This window comes from Negativibacillus massiliensis (genome assembly GCF_900148495.1).
In the GTDB taxonomy this organism is placed as follows: domain Bacteria; phylum Bacillota; class Clostridia; order Oscillospirales; family Ruminococcaceae; genus Negativibacillus; species Negativibacillus massiliensis.
The window spans coordinates 868077-885005 of sequence record NZ_FTRU01000008.1 but is presented as its reverse complement, the minus strand read 5'-3'; the positions used below and the strand labels follow the sequence as shown (position 1 = coordinate 885005).

Below are 16929 nucleotides of genomic sequence, written 5' to 3'. Positions count from 1 at the left end.
AAAACGCCTCCTTTAATCTTCTGTCTGGGACTGCTTCTGGAACAGGCAGCCAATCCATACCGGATTCATCCCGTTCATCAGGTGATAATTTCCTGCCTGACGGCTACGCGCGCAGCTTACCTGGGTAACCTCAAAGCAAAGGTTTGGAAAGGTTTGTCCCAGTTCCTTTGCACAGCAAAGCATTTCTCCCACCGTCTCCAGTGTGACTGCCGTCACCACGACGCGAACCTTTGGATTTTTGGAAAAGCAAAGCTGCAAAATATCGCTTAAATTTCCCGAAGAACCGCCTACAAACACAAAGTCCGGTGCAGGCAGCGGCAAAAGCGCCTGCGGAGCACTTCCCGACACAATCTGCATGTTCTGTGCTCCAAACAGCTCCCTGTTTTTATGAAGTTGTTCTACTGCCTGCGGATTTTTTTCGATGGCATACACCCTGCCGCCGCGGGCAGTCAGTGCCGCCTCAATCGAAACCGAACCGGTTCCTGCCCCCACATCATAGACGCAGGCGTCCTCGGTGATCTGCAATCTCGACAGAGCCACCGCGCGGATTTCCTGCTTGGTCATCGGGACGGTCTTTCCTTCGGTGTTTCGCAAAAACATCTCGTCAGCAAGTCCGATGGCAGGGAAATCTGTCTGCGGCACCTTTTTGCCCTCAATCACCATAACGGCAAGCGAGGAAAAGGTTCGACCGGAAAGTTCTTCTGCTGTCCCGTGGGAAATCTTCTCCTGCGGATAGGAAAGCTCTTCTCCAACCCAGACCAAAGCGTCAGAAAGTCCGTAGCGGCACAGTGCCTTGCACACATCCCCCGCAGTCTGGTTGGAACCAGTCAGCACAAATACCTTGCCGAATTTCTGGACAGCAGCCGGAACGTTGTTTTCTCTTCCGTGGACACTGATTACCTTGAGGTCATCCCACGAGGTCTCAATCTTTGCGCAGAAATACTGCAGAGAGCTGATACCACAGATCAGTTCGAGCTTTGCCCCGGCAACCGATTGACGGATGCAGCCGCACAGCTTCTTTGCCGCACTGTAAAATCCAACATCGCCCGAAAGCAACACCGAAATAATGCTGTCCTGCGGCTGCTGTAAGATAGCCGAAACAATTTCCTCGTTCTTGATGGAAGATATGCGCACTGCCCTGTCATTTTCCACCGACTCCAGCATCCGCTTTGCGCCGATCAGACAGTCACTCTGTCCGATGATGCGCTGTGCCCTGACAGTGAGCGTGTCCGGATTTCCCATTCCGATTCCAATCAGATATATCTGCGGCATAGGTGTCCCTCCCAAAGATTTAGCCAATCTTTCCTTTTTCTATCAAATCTGCAATTTCCTTTGCATGATAGGTGATCAAAATATCCGCTCCGGCACGGAAGATGCTGACAGCGGTCTCCCCGATAATGCGCTCGCGGTCGATCAGTCCTGCCGAAGCAGCAGCTTCGATCATCGCATATTCCCCGCTGACACTGTAAGCGGCAAGCGGAAGATTGGTGCGCTGGGATGCCTGGAAGATAATATCCAGATAGGACAGTGCCGGTTTTACCATCACGATGTCTGCACCCTCTGCCATATCGCTGTCGATCTCCTTGAGTGCTTCCTTGCGGTTGTGAATGTCCATCTGATAGGAGCGGCGGTCACCAAAGGAAGGAGCAGAACCTGCCGCATCGCGGAACGGACCATAAAATGCCGAAGCATATTTTGCGGAATATGCCATGATCGGAATGTGGGTATATCCTTCTGCATCCAGTGCTCGGCGGATAGCAAGCACCCTGCCGTCCATCATGTCCGATGGAGCGACCATATCCGCTCCGGCACGAACGTGGGAAAGTGCTGTTTTGCACAGCAGTTCCACCGTTTTGTCGTTGTCAACGGTGGTGCATTCACACAGCACACCGCAATGACCATGGGAGGTATACTCACACATGCACACATCGGTGATGCAGTAAACCTGTGGGAAATTTTTCTTGATTTCGCCGATCGCTTTCTGAACCGCGCCGTCTTCCTGCCATGCCGATGAACCGATTTCATCCTTGTGTTCCGGAATGCCAAACAGCAAAATCTTGGTAACACCGGCATCCACCAGTTCTTTTACCCCTTCGCAGATGGTGTCAGGGCTGTAATGGTACTGATTTGCAAGGGACGGGATCTCTTCCTTGATGCCGCTTCCCTCTCTGACAAACATTGGGTAAACAAGCGAAGTTTTGGAGATTCGTGTTTCTCTTGCAAGTTCCCGGACTGCTTCACTGGTTCTTAAGCGTCTTGCTCTTGATAAAATTTCCACTGCAGGTTCTCTCCTTTTTGATATTATCTGTTTAAACGAAGTTCATCTGCGTGCTCAACAAGCATCTGTGTCACGCTGTCGATGGTCGCTTCTTTTGCGATCATCACCTTCATGTTATATTCTTTTGCAGCCTGTGCTGTCTTTTCGCCGATACATGCCGCGGTCAGCAAGCTCAGATCTTTCCCCTGCATGGTAGCAGCAAATCCGCGGACCGTGGAAGCGCTGGTAAATACAGCGCAGGAAACCTGACCATCGTCGATCAGCTTTTCCACAGCGTGGGTATTGTGGCTCTGATAAATAGTGTCGTACAAAGCAACATCGGTAAACTCAATGCCGTTTTGGGTGAGGATGTCGGTCAAATCCTTCGAGCCGATCCTTGCGCGCGGCAAAAGAACCCTCTGCCCTTTCTGCATGGTCTGACAGAGTGCTTGTGCCAGATCCTTTGCATAGTAGGAAGAAGGCATCAAATCTGCAAAAATGCCGTGTTTTGCAAGCTCATCGCGGGTGCCCTGTCCGATGACAGCAAAGCGCAGGTGAGAAAGTCTGCGGACATCGACACGGTTTTTCTGCAGGAAATCAAAGAAGAACCGAACCCCCATCGCACTGGTAAAGGCAACCCACTGATAGGACACGATATTCTCAAGTGCTGTCTGGAGCGGTTCGTTTTGCTCACATGGAACAAGGTCGATGGATGGCAGCTCGATCACTTCGGCGCCAAGCTCGGATAAAGATTTTGACATCCGGGAAATCAGTTCCTTTGGTCGGGTCAGAATAACGCGCACGCCGTCGAGCGCTCTTTTCTGAGTCCAGCCCAAATGATCTGCCAGCGCGCAGACCTTTCCGATTACCAGAACAGCCGGTGCCTGAATTTGTGCCTGCTGTGCCTTTTCCGGAAGATCCGAAATGGTAGCAACCACCTTTTTCTGCATAGCACTGGTTCCCTGCTGCAGGATAGCGGCAGGCATCTGCGGGTTCATTCCCGCATCCAGCAGACCTTTGCAGATCATTGGCATTGCGGTAACGCCCATCAAAAAGACCAGTGTTCCATTTAAGCGGCAAAGTGCCTCAAAGTCGATCTTCAGCTCGCCGCCTTTTTTGCTGTGTGCGGTGATGATATGTACCGAGGAGCAATAGTCGCGGTGGGTGACCGGAATACCGTTGTATGCCGGAACTGCGATTGCTGAGGTAACACCCGGAACCACCTCATAGTCGATTCCGTTCTCGATTAAGAGTTCCAGCTCCTCTCCGCCGCGTCCAAACAAAAATGGATCGCCGCCCTTTAAACGGACGACCCTTTTGCCCTGCATTGCCTGTTCGAGCAAAATCTGATTGATCTGTTCCTGTGGAACCGGATGGTTTCCGGCACGCTTTCCGACAAAGATCGCTTGCGCGGAGGATGGAATCATCGAAAGAATCGACGCCGAAACCAGCGCATCATAGACAACTACGTCCGCCTGTTCGATCAGGTTCTTTCCCTTGAGGGTCAACAGCCCCATGTCGGACGGTCCTGCTCCGACCAGCCAGACTTTTCCTTTCTTTTCCACCTTACAGCCCTCCATTCTCCACGCCGCATCCGCACAGAAAACGGCTTTTCAGTTCTTCTGCGAGGGTTTCGCCCAGCTTCTGGGCATTTTCAATCCGGTCGGTCTTGGTTCCGGTAACATAGATCCCTTCCGGATCGTGATAGTAAAGTCCGGTCAGCAGCACTTCCTGTCCCGATACCTGTGCATAGGCAGCAATTGGAGAGCTGCATCCGCCGTCAAGGGTGCGCACAAAGGCACGCTCTGCTGTTGCCTGGATGCGGGAAATCGGGTCATCGGTTTCCATCAGCCAGGAATAGTCTTCCCCTTTTCTGCCCTGTACTGCAAGGATGCCCTGACCTGCGGACGGGATCATCTCTTCCAGTGTGAAGACATGATGGATACGGGAAGAAAGCCCAACGCGGGCAAGTCCCGAGCAGGCAAGAACCAGCGCACCGTACTCACCGGAGTCCAGCTTGTTTAAACGGGTGTGGATGTTGCCGCGGATGCCCTTGATCGGAACATCCCCAAACAGCTTTTGAAGCTGTACTCTTCTGCGATGTCCGGAACATCCTGCCGGAGTGGTGTGATCCCAGCTGTCTACTCCCTCTGGCAGCACCAGGCAGTCAAATGGATTTCCTCGCTTGGAATAAGCCAGAATCGGCAGTTCATCCGGTGTTTCCATCGGCATATCTTTCAGGCTGTGGACCGAAATGTCGATCCTTCCTTCCATCAAAGCTTTGTCCAGCTCTTTTACAAACAATCCCTTGCCCCCGATTTTATCGAGGCTTTTGTCCAGGATTTTATCTCCCGTGGTTTTCATCGTCACCAGTTCCAGCTCAACCTCCGGATGATTTTTCCGGATGGTCTCCATCACAAGCTCGGTCTGCGCGACCGCAAGCACGCTTTCCCTGCTGCCGACCCGAATGATCTTGTTCGGCATTGTCTTTGTTACCCCTTTTTCTTTATTCCATTGCGGCATCGTCCCGAAAACTCTTTCGGAGCGCCGCCGCTGCATCTTTTACCTTCTTATGATCGGCTCCGCCCGAGCACAGACCAAACACCAGTCCGTCATGCTCGACCACCGCCGGAAAATAAAAATCGCAGTCCTGCTGTTTGTCGCAGCGGTTGACCGTGATCTTCTTCTGACGGCATTCCTGCACGATCTGTTCATTTACTTTCGGGGAATCGGTCGCTGCAAGCACAAGCTCCCCTGTGCAGTCGCCCTGCTGCCATGCCCGTTCTTCCCAGTCGATCATCCTGTTCTCCCAAAGCTTGCGGCAGTCTTCGCAAAGCTCTGGCGCAATTACCCGGATGCGGCATCCAAAACGCAGCAAAGTCTTAATTCGGCGTGTGGCAATCGTTCCGCCGCCGATGACCTGCACCGATTTTCCGTCCAGCGAGACAAACATCGGAAAATATCGTCTGTTTTTCTGCTTTTCTATCGGAGCAATTTTGTACTGCTGTTGAAACTTTTCCCGGATGCCCTGCACCGTATCGTGTTCCGACTGCTCTTTTGGTCTGCCGATCACTAGAGTTAGAATTCCCGCCTTTTTGGCTGCATTCAGTTTCTCGTCAAATCCGCCTGCCTTGCCCGACTCCTTGGTGACCAGACAGCGGATGTTCCACTGACGGATCATCGCAAGGTTTAACTCCTCGGAAAACGGTCCCTGCATCGCAATCAGGTGACCGGCGGGAATTCCCAGTGCAAGACAGCTTTCCACCACATTTGCAAGCGGCAGTACCCGCGGATAAAACCGCTCAGTAAATCCGCTTACCTTCTGATACTGGCAAAGTTCCTTGCTTCCGGTGGTCAGTAGGATGTTTCCTTCGATCTCTTCCAGCATCTGCGCTGCCTGACTGGTATCTTCTGCAAAGAAAACATTTGCATATCCTTCGGCGCTTTCCTCCTGACGCAGACAGCGAAAATAAGGTCTGCCGGTCTTTTCACATGCCGAGCGGATGTTTTCGGTCACGACCTGCGCATAAGGATGGGTGGCATCGACCACCAGGTCATATCCTTCCTCAATGATCTTTTCTTCCATCTCCTGCTGGGTCAGCCGTCCGGCACAGACCGAAAGGTTTTCCCGCTGCAAAATCAAAGTCTGTCCGTATTCAGTCGCCACACAGACAGTGACCTGCACATTGCAGGTGCTGAAATATTCAGCAAGCTCCCGCCCCTCGGTCGTACCGGCAAACAGGAGCAGTTTATACATTTTTATATCCTCTTGGTGTCACCAGTTTGCCGTTAATCAGCTTTGTCTGAGAATTTCCGACAAACACTGTGGTGAACATGTCAACCTGCGCATCCTGAAGCTCTGACAAGGTAAGAGTAACTGCCTCCTGACCTTCTCTGCCGATATTGCGCACATAACCGCATGGGGTGTCGTCGCTGCGGTGTTTTAAAATCAGCTGGCATGCCTGCTTGAGATAGTCCGCACGCTTTTTGCTTGCCGGGTTATAGAAGCACAGCACAAAATCAGCCTGTGCGGCAAGCTCAACACGGGTCATGATCTTATCAAGCGGTGTGAGCAGGTCGCTCAAGCTGATGACCGCAAAATCGTGGATGAGCGGAGCGCCCAGCACTGCGGCACCGCTCATTGCAGCGGTAATACCCGGGATGACACAAATCTCAATCGGTGGATACTGCTGTGCCAGCTCATAAATCAGTCCGGCCATACCGTATACACCGGCGTCCCCGCTGCATACCATCGAAACCGTCTTGCCCTCGACCACCTTTTCGATCGCCATGCGGCAGCGGTCTACCTCCTGCTTCATTGCGGTGGTCAAGAATTCCTTGCCGGCAAAACGCTCCCGCACCAGATCGACATAAACGGTGTATCCGGCGATGACATCACTTTCTTCCATCGCCGCCATAGCCGCCGGAGTGATCTGACTGAGCTCTCCGGGGCCAATGCCCACAACATACAGTTTCATAGCATTCTTTCCTTTCCCAAACGGTCATTTAAAAGTGACAGGTGGCTGTCTTCTGTGCAACAGCCAGCGTGACCGAACCGCCCTTTTGCTTGCGGACGATCAGACAGCTGTCATCCTCCTGTGCAAAGACAACGGCGCTGCGCTCACAGACGTTATCCACACCGGTAACTCCCTTGACAAAATCGGAAGGTACAAAGTTTCCCTTTGCCAAAAGCAGCTCTTCCTTTGAATAGGTCTCAAACGCAAGGTCATACTTTCTGCAGAAATCGATTAGTCCTTTTTCTTCCTTTTTTAAATCAATCGACGCCACAGCTCTCACCCGGCGAAAATCCAGATGGTATTCCTCCATCTTTTCTAGCACAAAACGCTCAATCTGCTCCATCGGTGTTCCTTTGCGGCACCCGATGCCAAGCACCAGATTTTTAGGGATAAGCCAAAGCTCCTTAGGATTTGGCTGCTTTTCCAAAGCACCGACATGGATGGAAATTCCGGTGGAAGGCCCGCTGGACACACCACAGGCTTCCTTAGTATCCTGATACCAGCAAAGCTCCGGCGGGATTTTTCCCTTTGGCATTTCGTGCGAATAAAAGTCTATCGTTTCTCCCCTTACCACCGCTGCAGAAACTTCCTTTGCAAGTGCGCGGTCGGTAATCAGGAGATTATTTTTCTTTGCAAACACATCCACCGCAAATTTATGATTTAAGTCGGTCGCAGTGGTGATGACCGGCTCGGCGCCCAAAACTTCGGCAAAGCGTGCAGTCCACTCGTTTGCACCGCCTATATGACCGGAAAGCAGCGAAATGCAGAATTTCCCCTGTTCATCGATCACGATGACCGCAGGGTCGGCAAACTTGTCCCTCACAAAAGGGGCGATTGCCCGCACTGCAATGCCGCATGCCCCAACAAAAACAAGGCACTGAACTTTGCTAAACCATTCCCCCGTCCAATCGGAAAGGCTTCCTTCCTTTTGAGGAAGGTTTGTGTCCAGTTTTGTTCGGGAGCTGACAAACCCGTACCAGTTAAACTCCTCATTCAGCTGACCGATCAGCTGTTCTGCGAGCTTTGCACCGTTTTGCGTAAAGCAGATAAGCGCAGCGGTCGGTTTCATCGGGTTTCTCCGCTTAAATCCGGCTTTTCGGATTCCGAAGTTTTTGCCTGACGAAATTCGGTGGTAAACGAAGGGTCATAGAGCTTGGAGCGCTCATATTCGTGACCCAAAAAGTTTCCAACTAAGATAAGGGCAGTCTTGGTGATGTTATTTTCCTTTGCAGTCTGTGCCAGGGTGGAAACAGTGCAGCGGAAGGTCTTTTCATCCGGCCAGCTTGCCTTATAGACGATTGCTGCCGGAGTATCCTTGTCATATCCGCCCGCCATCAAACGTTCCTGCAATCCTTCCAGCAGACCGGTGCTCAGGAAGATAACCATGGTTGCCTGATGAGAGGCAAGCTTTGCAATCTCTTCCTTTTCCGGAACCGGCGTTCTTCCTGCCATGCGGGTGATGATGACCGTCTGGGAAACATCCGGCAGGGTATACTCTGCATTGAGCGCAGCAGCTGCCGCACAGAAGGAGCTTACTCCCGGAACATACTCATAGGAAATATTCAGTTCGTCCAGCTGGTCCATCTGCTCGCGGATGGCACCGTACAGACATGGGTCGCCGGTGTGCAGGCGAACGATCTTTGCCTGCTCGCGCTCTGCTTCCTGAATTACATCCAACACCTCTTCCAGTGTCATTTTTGCACTGTTATAGATGCGGCAGTCCGGTTTTGTTTCTCCCAGCAGCTGCGGATTGACCAGAGATCCCGCATAGATCACCACGTCCGCCTCATTGAGCAGCCGCTGTCCCCGTACCGTGATCAGGTCGACCGCACCGGAACCTGCTCCTACAAAATATACCATCTTGTTCCCTCCTGCCTATTCCTTGACGACGATTACCGAAAAATAGCTGGAATTTTCATCGACATCGCGCATCGACTGATAGATTTCCTCGCCTTCCATGCCGCATTTCTGCACCATTTTTGCCTTGTCCATCAGTCCCTTTTCGTCGAGAAGTTCCTTTACCTTTTTCATCGAGCGGCCGGTCTTCATCAAAATCTTCGGTCCGCTCCATTCCAGTCCTTCCTCAACACCCTGATAGGATGCCGGGATGATGTGCAGCGGCTGGGCAGCTTCGGCAAGGCTTACATTCAGTTTTGCCGCAACCGCACAAAAAGACGGTACCCCCGGAACCATCTCCACAGGGAAACCGTTCTGCTGCACTTTTTTATGTACATAAATATAGGTAGAATAGATGGCAGGATCTCCCAGAGTCAGAAAAGCAACCGACTTTCCTTCCTTTAAATACCCTTCGATCTGCTCTGCTGCTACCTGATGGCTCTGTTCCAGAACCTGCGGGTCGCGGGTCATCGGCATCGAGACCTCGATCAGCTCCTTTTTGTCAAAATCGGGAACTGCTTTCTGTGCAATCTGCTTTGCAACACCTTCACCGTCTCCGGATTTTGGCACTGCCACCAGATCACACTGTTCTATCAGTCTCACCGCCTTGAGGGTCATCAGTTCCGGATCTCCCGGACCGACACCAATCCCATAGAGTGTTCCTGTCATCTTGTTCCATCCCTTTCTAATTTTTTCCGCTTATCTGCCGTATTCCTCCATCAGGCGCGGCAACACAGACTCACACCCTGCGGTCTGTCCCAGATAGCCGTACTGATTGGAAAACAAAATCACACCAGTCTGCATGGTCTCGCCTGCCCTCGCGCGGACATGCTCTTCTATCTTTGTAAGCATGCTGTCAAGGACAGCTTCTCGGATTCCCTCCCGATCCAAAAGCGCAATCGCTTCATCGGTGGTCACACTCTGCATCAGGGCAAACAACGTCTCCCTCGATGCGCCACACAAAGCGGCATGAGCAGTAAAAACCTCCAGCCTGCCGTCAGCATAGTGCGAGTGGGTGTTCATAATGCCCGCTGCAAGCTTTGAGAATTTTCCGATATGTCCGACCAACAGCGCCGTGTCAAAGCCCATCTGCACGCAGTAATCCAGCGTATCTCCCACAAAGTTGGAACACTTGACCGCATAGGGCGCAATCGGCGCAAGGGAAGAAAATTCTCCCTCGCTCAAAAAGGTCTTGCCGTAGTTTCCGGGGGTAATCAAAACGGTTTTGTGCCCCGCTTCCTTTAACATGCTCAGCTCCAGGCGGATTGAGTCGGTCAGCGCCTTTTCGCTCATCGGCTCCACAATGCCGCTGGTTCCCAGCACCGAGATGCCGCCCTCAATCCCAAGACGGGGATTGTAGGTCTTTTTGGCAATCTCCTCTCCTTTTGGGATGCTCACGGTGACCAGCAGTCCGACCCCTTCCCATTCCGGATGTTCCTGCTGCACAAGTTCGATCTGTTCGCGGATCATCCTGCGCGGAGTTTTGTTGATGGCAGCCTCACCCACAGGCATCTCCAGCCCGGGTTTGGTCACCCTTCCGACCCCTTGTCCACCCCGGATGGTGATTCCCGGAGTCGGATTTGGCTGGATGGAAACCACCACCTCAATGTGGTCGGTCACATCCGGGTCATCGCCGCTGTCCTTGCAGACACTTGCCTGAGCCTGTCCCTCATATTTCTGTACAGAATGTACTGGAATACAAAGGGTCAATCCCTTTGGCACAGTAAGCTCGACTGTTTTGGGTTCTTCTTCCCCAAACAACACTCTTGCCGCAGCCTGTGCCGCAGCCGCAGCACAACTTCCGGTGGTATAGCCGCGACGCAGCTTTTGCTGTCCGACATAAATATAGGCTTCTTCGGGAGAAATCCACTGATTTTCTTTCTGATTTTCCACAATGATTCCCTCCCAGTTTCATTTAGATCAATAAAAACACATAAATCATTTTACCCGATTGAACATAGGGTGTCAACAGGGTAATGTGACCGTCTGTTCAAAAGAAGTTAGCCTGAAATCAGGCTGGATGCCATCGAACGAACCTGATTGCTGTCCTCTACCGAGATGTTCCACTGTGTTCCGTTTTCGTCCTCAACAATGATCTCGTTTTCCCGCTGGAAATTAATCCAGAGATACAGCTTCTGTTCCTCTCCCTGTGAATTGGTGATGGTCGCAAGATAATCATATTCGCGTTCATCAAACTTTTCCGAAAAAGCTTCGTTCTGATGGTTAAGCAGGTCGTACAGCTTTTGAGAGAGCATCTCGTCCTGAGTTTCCCACCGAACCGATTCGTCTGTCCGGGAAACAATCGAGGCGCTCTGTGCTAAAAAGCTGTTCTCGTCCACATTTTCCTGCTCGATATCCTCCTCAGACTCCTCATTCGGAGCCTCGAAATCTTCCTCTTCTTCCACAGCATCTGCCGGCGCTGAGACCGGAACTTCCTTCGGGGCGTCTGGAGATGGCGTCCTTTTCCAGGATTCACAGCCGCAAAACAGCAGTGTGGACAAACATGCTGCACAAATGTAGCAAAATATCCTTTTTTCCTTCACAATCTCTTCCCTCCTTCTGCCCCAAAAACCTTACTGGTGACTTACCAGATAGTCATATACTGTATCCGCAATCAGCATGTTGCCAAGCTCCGAAAGATGAGAGCCGTCGGTAAACAGCATAATAGGATGCTGCGAGCTTCGGTTATACTCCATCACCGCAAGCATCGGGGTTTTAACATCGACATAATCCACCTGATACTCCTGACTCAAAGACAGAAGAATCTGGTCGGCACGCTCTAAGAAAACCATCTTGTGCTCGTCCCGATGCGCAGAGGTCGAAAGCAGCACCACGCGGATGTTGTCCTGCCGGCACCATTCCAGCAGGCAGGATACTCCCTTTTGGAACCGGCTGTCGTCAAAGTTTTTGGCATCATTTTGCCCAATCCACAAAAACATCAGGGTCGGCTTTAAGGGCAGGACATCCTTTTGATAGCGTTCCAGCAGATGCAAAACAGTGTCTCCGCCGACCCCACGATTATAAATGGTAAACTCCAGCTGTGGAAAATGAATCAGCAGCCGTTTGACTAAAAGATCGACATAGCTTTCCACATAGCTGACCGCGTACCGGTCAGCCGGGATTTCAGAATCCATACGACCGGTACGTTTGGTCAGGCTGTCCCCAAAAAAGACAATCCGCTCCTTTGGCCCAATCAGCATCCGCTACCTCCCAGGAGAATTCCCTCAGGAATCTTTTCTACCGAGTCAAGCGGCTCCAGCATAAAGTTTACCACAACTTTTGGTTCCTGATAAAGCTGTTCGTAGTTTTTGAGGATTCTTCCAACGACCATCTTGCCGTTTTCTTCGTTGATCGACTGGAGCATTACCACATACTGGGTTCCGCTGTACTGGGAATAAACATCCCCTTTTCGCAGAGACTTTCCGATTGCCAGCTGAAGCGAACGCATCGAAGCGTTGAGCCTTTTGATGGTCGGCAGTTCGCCTCTGGTATCCGAAACGGTAAACAGCAGCAGATAAACCGACTGACCGGTTCGGGAAACGCTTCTGGCAAGCAAACGGTACATATTTTTAAAGATATCGTACGGACAGTAGTAAGCGCCGTTTCCTGCATTTGCCTCGCGCAGGTCATTTTTGACCGTGCTGATATCGGCATGCATGTTGTTGAGCTCCTTGATGATCTCCCGATAGAGTGTCTGGAGCGATTCGGACGGCTTCTGTCCGGACTCTTTATAAAGCATAGTTTCATAAGAAGCATAGACTTCCAGCGCCTGCTTATGCTGATTCTGCTGCATCAGCACCTGAATGTACAGCTGATACAGTTCCTCACTCTGCGGCTGCATCTCGATGGAGCGGCGGCACAGCTGCTCCATAAAGCCCAGATCCTTTTTCTGGCTGAAGATGTTGTACGCTTCCTTCATGCAGTTAAAAAACAGCTTCTGATAGTGGGCAGAATATTCCCTTACCCATTCCTCGTCCTGAGATTTTGGCAGAAAAACGCCATGATACTGTTCCAAAGCTGCCATATAGTGCACAAGGCTGTTTTCCATATTTCCAGCAGCAGCCATGGCCTCCCGATATTCCTGTTCAAAAACCTCAATATCCAGTGTCACCGAAATTTCCGGATTCCACTGATATGCCCCACGGCGGCAGAGGATATAGTCTTCTTTCGGAAGATCGCTTTCTTCCAAAAGGCCTCTCAGTCGATAGATCAGATTTTTCAAAGAATTTTCCGGTTTTCCTTTTTTCCCATCCAGATGTGCGATGGAAAAAAGCTCTGCCTGAGGAACCGGACGGTTTCGATTGACCAAAAGATATTGCAGCAGGTTCCACAGCTTACGGGTGCGACCCTCATACTGGAAATTCTTTTCACCGTCCACATAGATGGTAAATTCCCCAAACATTTCAATATGCAGCTTCATAGCATACCTCCCAGCATCCTGTAAGGATTTTCTTCAACTTAAAATTTGCTTTTTCTATTTTATCATATTTTTGTCGCCGATAACATATCTTTTTTAAAATTATTCGCCAAAAAACGTAATTTTTTTATGTCGCTTTTTCTAATATTATACGAATCGATGCTCCAAAATGCAGACGAAAGCAAAAGAAAAAAGAGGCCATCCTGTTCAGATGACCTCCCATGACACACTGTCCATATCAGTTGACCGGGACAATGGAAATATTTTCTACCGGAACCTGTGTTTGTTCCAAGATAATGTCGCGGATCTGCACCACATCGTTTTCCTGAAGCTCGGGGGATTTGACTATAACATCCACCTTGTCACTGGAACAGTACACCATGCACTCCTCAAATCCTTTTGCCTTGATCAGGTTTTCGATCTTGCCTTCGGTCTCAATTGACTGTGCCAGAGCGTTTGCCTGTGCGGTCAGTTCGTCCTTCTGTTCCTGCGCAAGGTTTACATCGGACAACATAACCTGCAAGGTCTCGGCTGCCTCATCACGGGTCTTGGTTCGGGTCAGGCGTGCCTGTGAAAAATATTCCGAGTCGCCTACCTCTGCACTGGTGCTGACCGAATCCTCCCCGCTCTGCTCTTCCACATCCTTGCTGTCCACAAACTGTGCATCACCGTAGTTTTCCTGCTTTTCATCCTCCACCGAGATCTCCTCAGCCGTGGTGTTTGCGGTCACAAGGTCCAGATCCTCTCCTGCAAACTGATAATTGAGATAAACCGCCACGCCCAGCGCCACCACCAGTGACGCCAAAACGATCTGCTTTTTCCCTACGATCATGTTCATATTCGTTCCTCCTGTTCACATTGCATCTTTATTTTCAGCGATCCTTTGGCAGAACACAGACATCTGTGCTTCTCAGCCCCAGAACCGTTGTCACCGCTTCGGTCACCTGCTGGCAGACCTTTGAGCTTTTGCCGCCTTCGCAGACCACCACCACACCGTTAACCTGCGGCTGGATGGTCCTTTCGATTACCGGAAAACTTCCGCCGTCTTTGTCCTCCACCACAACCAGCGCTTCTTCGGTGGAATTTTGCTCCTGTGTCCGCACCTGATTATCCTGCAGCTGGTCCCTGCTCTGGTCCCGGACAATCTTCTGCTCACTTGCGTAGATGTTCTGGCTTCCCTGTTTGAGGGTAATCATCACGCTGCATTTTCCTGCCCCGTCGATCTGTTCGATCATCTCTTCCAGGCGCTGTTCGGTAGCCGCAAGATACTCCCTGTCTTCCTGACAAAGAGAAATCGTTTCTCCGCTGTCAGCGGTTATTTCCTTTTGCTCTGTGGGCTTTTCTCCAAGCTCTGAGCAGAAGATCATCCCGATTCCCACCGCTCCAATTACCAGCAAAAGCTGATACCGCTTTGGAGAATCCCAGATTTCCTTGAGCTTTTCCCAAAACTGTGTTAACATCTGTCCTGCTTTCTGCAAGAAAACAGCGTCCTCTCTTTTTTCATCCATCGTTCTTTTCCCCTTCCGTGTAGTGGATTGACACCTGCACCAAGTCGGAGCTCATTTGTTCTTCCACCCAAGCCTGCATCGGGCGGTCCTTTTCTTCCAGCAGCAGATCCAGCATCAGCATCACCGAATCTCCCTGCTGCAATATATCTATGTTGATTTGGACAGGGGTTATTCCTTTTTGGGATAAAAAGTTTTGGACTTCCCCCTCTATCTGCCCTTCCATCATCTGATAAACTTCTGTGTTCACCTCTTGTGTGATCTCTTCGGAAAGCTCATACGATTTTTCCTGCTGCGATGTTTGCAAAACATCCGAAAAGTCCAGTTCCAGTGCACCCAATGGCAGCAGGAGACTGCACAGAAAAAACACCGAAATACTCAGTTTGAGCACCCTTCCCAGTCCCGAATCGGGCGCCAGCATCTGGCACAACCCTCCGGCTGCTGCCGCAAAACAAAGGCTTGCCGCCCATTGCGAGATCGCTTCCATTTTGTCTCCTCCTTTGTTATCCCACCGTCATCATCAGCATCAATGTCGTGGATACCAGTACCATCAGCATAAAGCAGCCAATCATGGCAAGCAGGATGGAGAAGGTCTGCGCGATGCTGGAAAGCAGCGAGGAAATCTCCTTTGCATCCAGCATCAGCCCAACCCACGCCAGCACACGCACCGCAAGATACCACAAACACACCTCCAGCAGTGCAGGAAGGAAACTGAGTACCGCTACTAAGATTCCAAAGGAGCCGACCACACTTTTTAGTACCTGTACACATCCTTTTGCCGCTCCGACCGCATCCGAGATGGTGCCGCCAATCACCGGGATAAAGCTTCCCACCAAAAATTTTGATGTCTTGAGCATCAGCGAATCCCCGCCGCTGCCCACGATGGTCTGTATCGAAAGCATCCCCACAAAGATGGTGGTCAGAATCCCTAAGCCCCAGCAAACTACACTCTTGATGCCGCCGGTCACCTGTTCCAGATGCAAAAAGGGTGCAACCGGCACCATGATGCACAGCGCAAGATAGATGCACAACAGCGGAATCAATGTCCTCGATGCAAGCTCGGACAAAATCTGGGAGGCAAACAGCAAAATCATCTGGTAAGCGCCGCCTGATGCCGGATGCCCTCCCGCAATCACCAGCCCGCTCATCACCGGAGTAAAGGAAAGCAGAAAGAGTGAACTTTCCCGCAGGGCAACCACCGTCTGGCGAATACATCCCAGCACCGGCTCACTGAGGAAGGTAACCCCCCCTGCCGCTGCTGTGATGGTAAACACATTTTTAAGCTGTCCCGAAATGCCGCTGTGCTGCACCGCACCCAAAACTGAACACAAAATCATCACGCCGATGACCTTTCCGATTACCGAAATCGGCTCCCGGATCTGTTCCTTTGCCTTGTCGAGCAGCAGTTCAAACACCTGTTCCGGCGTCATCGAGAGGATGCCGGAAATTCCTTTTTTCTCCACCTTTTGCTCCTGCAAAATCTCCTGCGCGCTCTGCGGGATGCTGTCGGAAAGTTCCTCCTCCCAAAGGGTATCCAGCTTTTCCTCGATCAGCCTGTCAAGGTCGATGGATTCTCCTTCTACACTCTGGCTTGTCTGCACAGAGGATTCCGTCAAACCAGACTGCGCCGAGACCGGAAGGCAGAACACACTGACCCCCATCTGCAAAGCGGCAAACAATACCGCCATTTTTGTAATCCTGTTCATTCTGATTCCTCTCTTATCCGCTCATCCAATCAGATGAATCGCCTGCTGGAGCAGCTCGGTGAGCATCGGACCTGCCAGCAGAATCATCGCCGCCTTGCCTGCGGTCTCCAGTCGGGCTGCAATCGCATTTTCCCCGATATCCCGACAGATATCACAGGCTGCCTGTGTGACAAGGCAGATTCCCAGGGATTTTATCAAAATACTGCCCGCTCCCTGCTGCGTCCCGAAGGAAGCGAGGGAGCTAAACTGTTTTACCTGTTCGAGAATCGGCATCATGCTGTCCAGCAGCCACAGCAAAATTCCTATCCCGCACGCAATGGAAAGAAAGAGGGAGTATTCGGGGCGATACTGTTTTAACAGCAGACTCAGCGCCGCTGCACACAGGCAGATTCCAATGACCGCTTGCATCCAGATCCCCTCCTATAAGCCAAACACCGTCTTTACCGTATCAAACAGCAGGCTAATCTGTTCAATCATCATCATGAGCACCACAATCAACCCCGCCAGCGTGGTCATGGTCGCCTGCTCCTCCCTCCCCGAACGAATCAAAACCTGATTGAGCACCGAAACGATAATGCCGATCGCGGCAATTTTAAAGATCAAATCCACGTCCATCTTAACAATCCCGTCC

At 51.2% G+C, this 16929-nt stretch carries 19 protein-coding genes; all 19 read right to left on the bottom strand.

The features are described from left to right. Positions 1-12 precede the first annotated feature (12 nt). Positions 13-1272, bottom strand: coding sequence for a bifunctional cobalt-precorrin-7 (C(5))-methyltransferase/cobalt-precorrin-6B (C(15))-methyltransferase (locus BQ5375_RS10145; protein ID WP_076917836.1), 1260 nt, complete (start codon positions 1270-1272; stop codon positions 13-15). A 19-nt stretch (positions 1273-1291) separates the two neighbouring features. Next, on the bottom strand, positions 1292-2278 hold the full coding sequence (gene hemB, locus BQ5375_RS10140; RefSeq protein WP_076917835.1) for a porphobilinogen synthase: 987 nt from the start codon (positions 2276-2278) through the stop codon (positions 1292-1294). A gap of 23 nt (positions 2279-2301) precedes the next feature. Then, positions 2302-3822, bottom strand: a complete 1521-nt coding sequence (cobA, locus tag BQ5375_RS10135) for a uroporphyrinogen-III C-methyltransferase (protein WP_328587010.1) — start codon at positions 3820-3822, stop codon at positions 2302-2304. 1 nt (position 3823) lies between these two features. Beyond that, a complete protein-coding gene (gene hemC, locus BQ5375_RS10130) occupies positions 3824-4741 on the bottom strand; it encodes a hydroxymethylbilane synthase (protein WP_022132517.1) in 918 nt (305 codons plus the stop codon). A 22-nt stretch (positions 4742-4763) separates the two neighbouring features. Further along, positions 4764-6014 (bottom strand): precorrin-6A reductase, encoded by a 1251-nt coding sequence (cobK, locus tag BQ5375_RS10125; protein WP_076917833.1) that lies wholly within the window; start codon positions 6012-6014, stop codon positions 4764-4766. Continuing rightward, positions 6007-6735 (bottom strand): precorrin-3B C(17)-methyltransferase, encoded by a 729-nt coding sequence (cobJ, locus tag BQ5375_RS10120; protein ID WP_076917832.1) that lies wholly within the window; start codon positions 6733-6735, stop codon positions 6007-6009. The genes cobK and cobJ overlap by 8 nt, the downstream gene beginning before the upstream one ends. Before the next feature lie 28 nt (positions 6736-6763). Then, positions 6764-7843 (bottom strand): cobalt-precorrin 5A hydrolase, encoded by a 1080-nt coding sequence (locus tag BQ5375_RS10115; protein ID WP_076917831.1) that lies wholly within the window; start codon positions 7841-7843, stop codon positions 6764-6766. Then, on the bottom strand, positions 7840-8634 hold the full coding sequence (gene cobM, locus BQ5375_RS10110; RefSeq protein ID WP_076917830.1) for a precorrin-4 C(11)-methyltransferase: 795 nt from the start codon (positions 8632-8634) through the stop codon (positions 7840-7842). Before cobM ends, BQ5375_RS10115 begins: the two co-directional genes overlap by 4 nt. A 15-nt stretch (positions 8635-8649) precedes the next feature. Then, the gene (gene cobI / locus BQ5375_RS10105) at positions 8650-9339 is read right to left on the bottom strand and encodes a precorrin-2 C(20)-methyltransferase (RefSeq protein ID WP_022132373.1); all 690 of its coding nucleotides are present in this window, start codon (positions 9337-9339) and stop codon (positions 8650-8652) included. 30 nt (positions 9340-9369) lie between these two features. Further along, complete coding sequence (cbiD, locus tag BQ5375_RS10100) at positions 9370-10563, bottom strand: cobalt-precorrin-5B (C(1))-methyltransferase CbiD (protein ID WP_235849996.1); 1194 nt, start codon at positions 10561-10563, stop codon at positions 9370-9372. A 107-nt stretch (positions 10564-10670) separates the two neighbouring features. Next, positions 10671-11213, bottom strand: coding sequence for a YhfM domain-containing protein (locus BQ5375_RS10095; protein ID WP_022131819.1), 543 nt, complete (start codon positions 11211-11213; stop codon positions 10671-10673). Positions 11214-11243: 30 nt separating this feature from the next. After that, the gene (locus BQ5375_RS10090) at positions 11244-11870 is read right to left on the bottom strand and encodes an SGNH/GDSL hydrolase family protein (RefSeq protein ID WP_022131820.1); all 627 of its coding nucleotides are present in this window, start codon (positions 11868-11870) and stop codon (positions 11244-11246) included. Further along, complete coding sequence (locus tag BQ5375_RS10085) at positions 11864-13090, bottom strand: AfsR/SARP family transcriptional regulator (RefSeq protein ID WP_022131821.1); 1227 nt, start codon at positions 13088-13090, stop codon at positions 11864-11866. The genes BQ5375_RS10090 and BQ5375_RS10085 overlap by 7 nt, the downstream gene beginning before the upstream one ends. 235 nt (positions 13091-13325) lie before the next feature. Further along, complete coding sequence (locus BQ5375_RS10080) at positions 13326-13925, bottom strand: SpoIIIAH-like family protein (RefSeq protein ID WP_076917829.1); 600 nt, start codon at positions 13923-13925, stop codon at positions 13326-13328. A 34-nt stretch (positions 13926-13959) separates the two neighbouring features. After that, a complete protein-coding gene (locus tag BQ5375_RS10075; RefSeq protein WP_076917828.1) occupies positions 13960-14595 on the bottom strand; it encodes a SpoIIIAG-related protein in 636 nt (211 codons plus the stop codon). Then, on the bottom strand, positions 14588-15079 hold the full coding sequence (locus BQ5375_RS10070; protein WP_076917827.1) for a hypothetical protein: 492 nt from the start codon (positions 15077-15079) through the stop codon (positions 14588-14590). Before BQ5375_RS10070 ends, BQ5375_RS10075 begins: the two co-directional genes overlap by 8 nt. Positions 15080-15095: 16 nt before the next feature. After that, positions 15096-16298, bottom strand: a complete 1203-nt coding sequence (locus tag BQ5375_RS10065; protein WP_076917826.1) for a stage III sporulation protein AE — start codon at positions 16296-16298, stop codon at positions 15096-15098. 21 nt (positions 16299-16319) lie between these two features. Further along, positions 16320-16706, bottom strand: a complete 387-nt coding sequence (locus tag BQ5375_RS10060; RefSeq protein ID WP_083687596.1) for a SpoIIIAC/SpoIIIAD family protein — start codon at positions 16704-16706, stop codon at positions 16320-16322. 12 nt (positions 16707-16718) lie between these two features. After that, on the bottom strand, positions 16719-16913 hold the full coding sequence (spoIIIAC, locus tag BQ5375_RS10055) for a stage III sporulation protein AC (RefSeq protein WP_076917824.1): 195 nt from the start codon (positions 16911-16913) through the stop codon (positions 16719-16721). Positions 16914-16929: the final 16 nt, after the last annotated feature.

Excerpts from the sequence above, each read along its gene's own strand:
- BQ5375_RS10145 (WP_076917836.1), bottom strand. The coding sequence starts at position 1,272 with ATGCCGCAGATATATCTGATTGGAATCGGAATGGGAAATCCGGACACG.
- hemC (WP_022132517.1), bottom strand. The coding sequence starts at position 4,741 with ATGCCGAACAAGATCATTCGGGTCGGCAGCAGGGAAAGCGTGCTTGCG.
- cobK (WP_076917833.1), bottom strand. The coding sequence starts at position 6,014 with ATGTATAAACTGCTCCTGTTTGCCGGTACGACCGAGGGGCGGGAGCTT.
- cobJ (WP_076917832.1), bottom strand. The coding sequence starts at position 6,735 with ATGAAACTGTATGTTGTGGGCATTGGCCCCGGAGAGCTCAGTCAGATC.
- BQ5375_RS10115 (WP_076917831.1), bottom strand. The coding sequence starts at position 7,843 with ATGAAACCGACCGCTGCGCTTATCTGCTTTACGCAAAACGGTGCAAAG.
- cobM (WP_076917830.1), bottom strand. The coding sequence starts at position 8,634 with ATGGTATATTTTGTAGGAGCAGGTTCCGGTGCGGTCGACCTGATCACG.
- cobI (WP_022132373.1), bottom strand. The coding sequence starts at position 9,339 with ATGACAGGAACACTCTATGGGATTGGTGTCGGTCCGGGAGATCCGGAA.
- BQ5375_RS10090 (WP_022131820.1), bottom strand. The coding sequence starts at position 11,870 with ATGCTGATTGGGCCAAAGGAGCGGATTGTCTTTTTTGGGGACAGCCTG.
- BQ5375_RS10085 (WP_022131821.1), bottom strand. The coding sequence starts at position 13,090 with ATGAAGCTGCATATTGAAATGTTTGGGGAATTTACCATCTATGTGGAC.
- BQ5375_RS10080 (WP_076917829.1), bottom strand. The coding sequence starts at position 13,925 with ATGAACATGATCGTAGGGAAAAAGCAGATCGTTTTGGCGTCACTGGTG.
- BQ5375_RS10075 (WP_076917828.1), bottom strand. The coding sequence starts at position 14,595 with ATGGATGAAAAAAGAGAGGACGCTGTTTTCTTGCAGAAAGCAGGACAG.
- BQ5375_RS10070 (WP_076917827.1), bottom strand. The coding sequence starts at position 15,079 with ATGGAAGCGATCTCGCAATGGGCGGCAAGCCTTTGTTTTGCGGCAGCA.
- BQ5375_RS10065 (WP_076917826.1), bottom strand. The coding sequence starts at position 16,298 with ATGAACAGGATTACAAAAATGGCGGTATTGTTTGCCGCTTTGCAGATG.
- BQ5375_RS10060 (WP_083687596.1), bottom strand. The coding sequence starts at position 16,706 with ATGCAAGCGGTCATTGGAATCTGCCTGTGTGCAGCGGCGCTGAGTCTG.
- spoIIIAC (WP_076917824.1), bottom strand. The coding sequence starts at position 16,913 with ATGGACGTGGATTTGATCTTTAAAATTGCCGCGATCGGCATTATCGTT.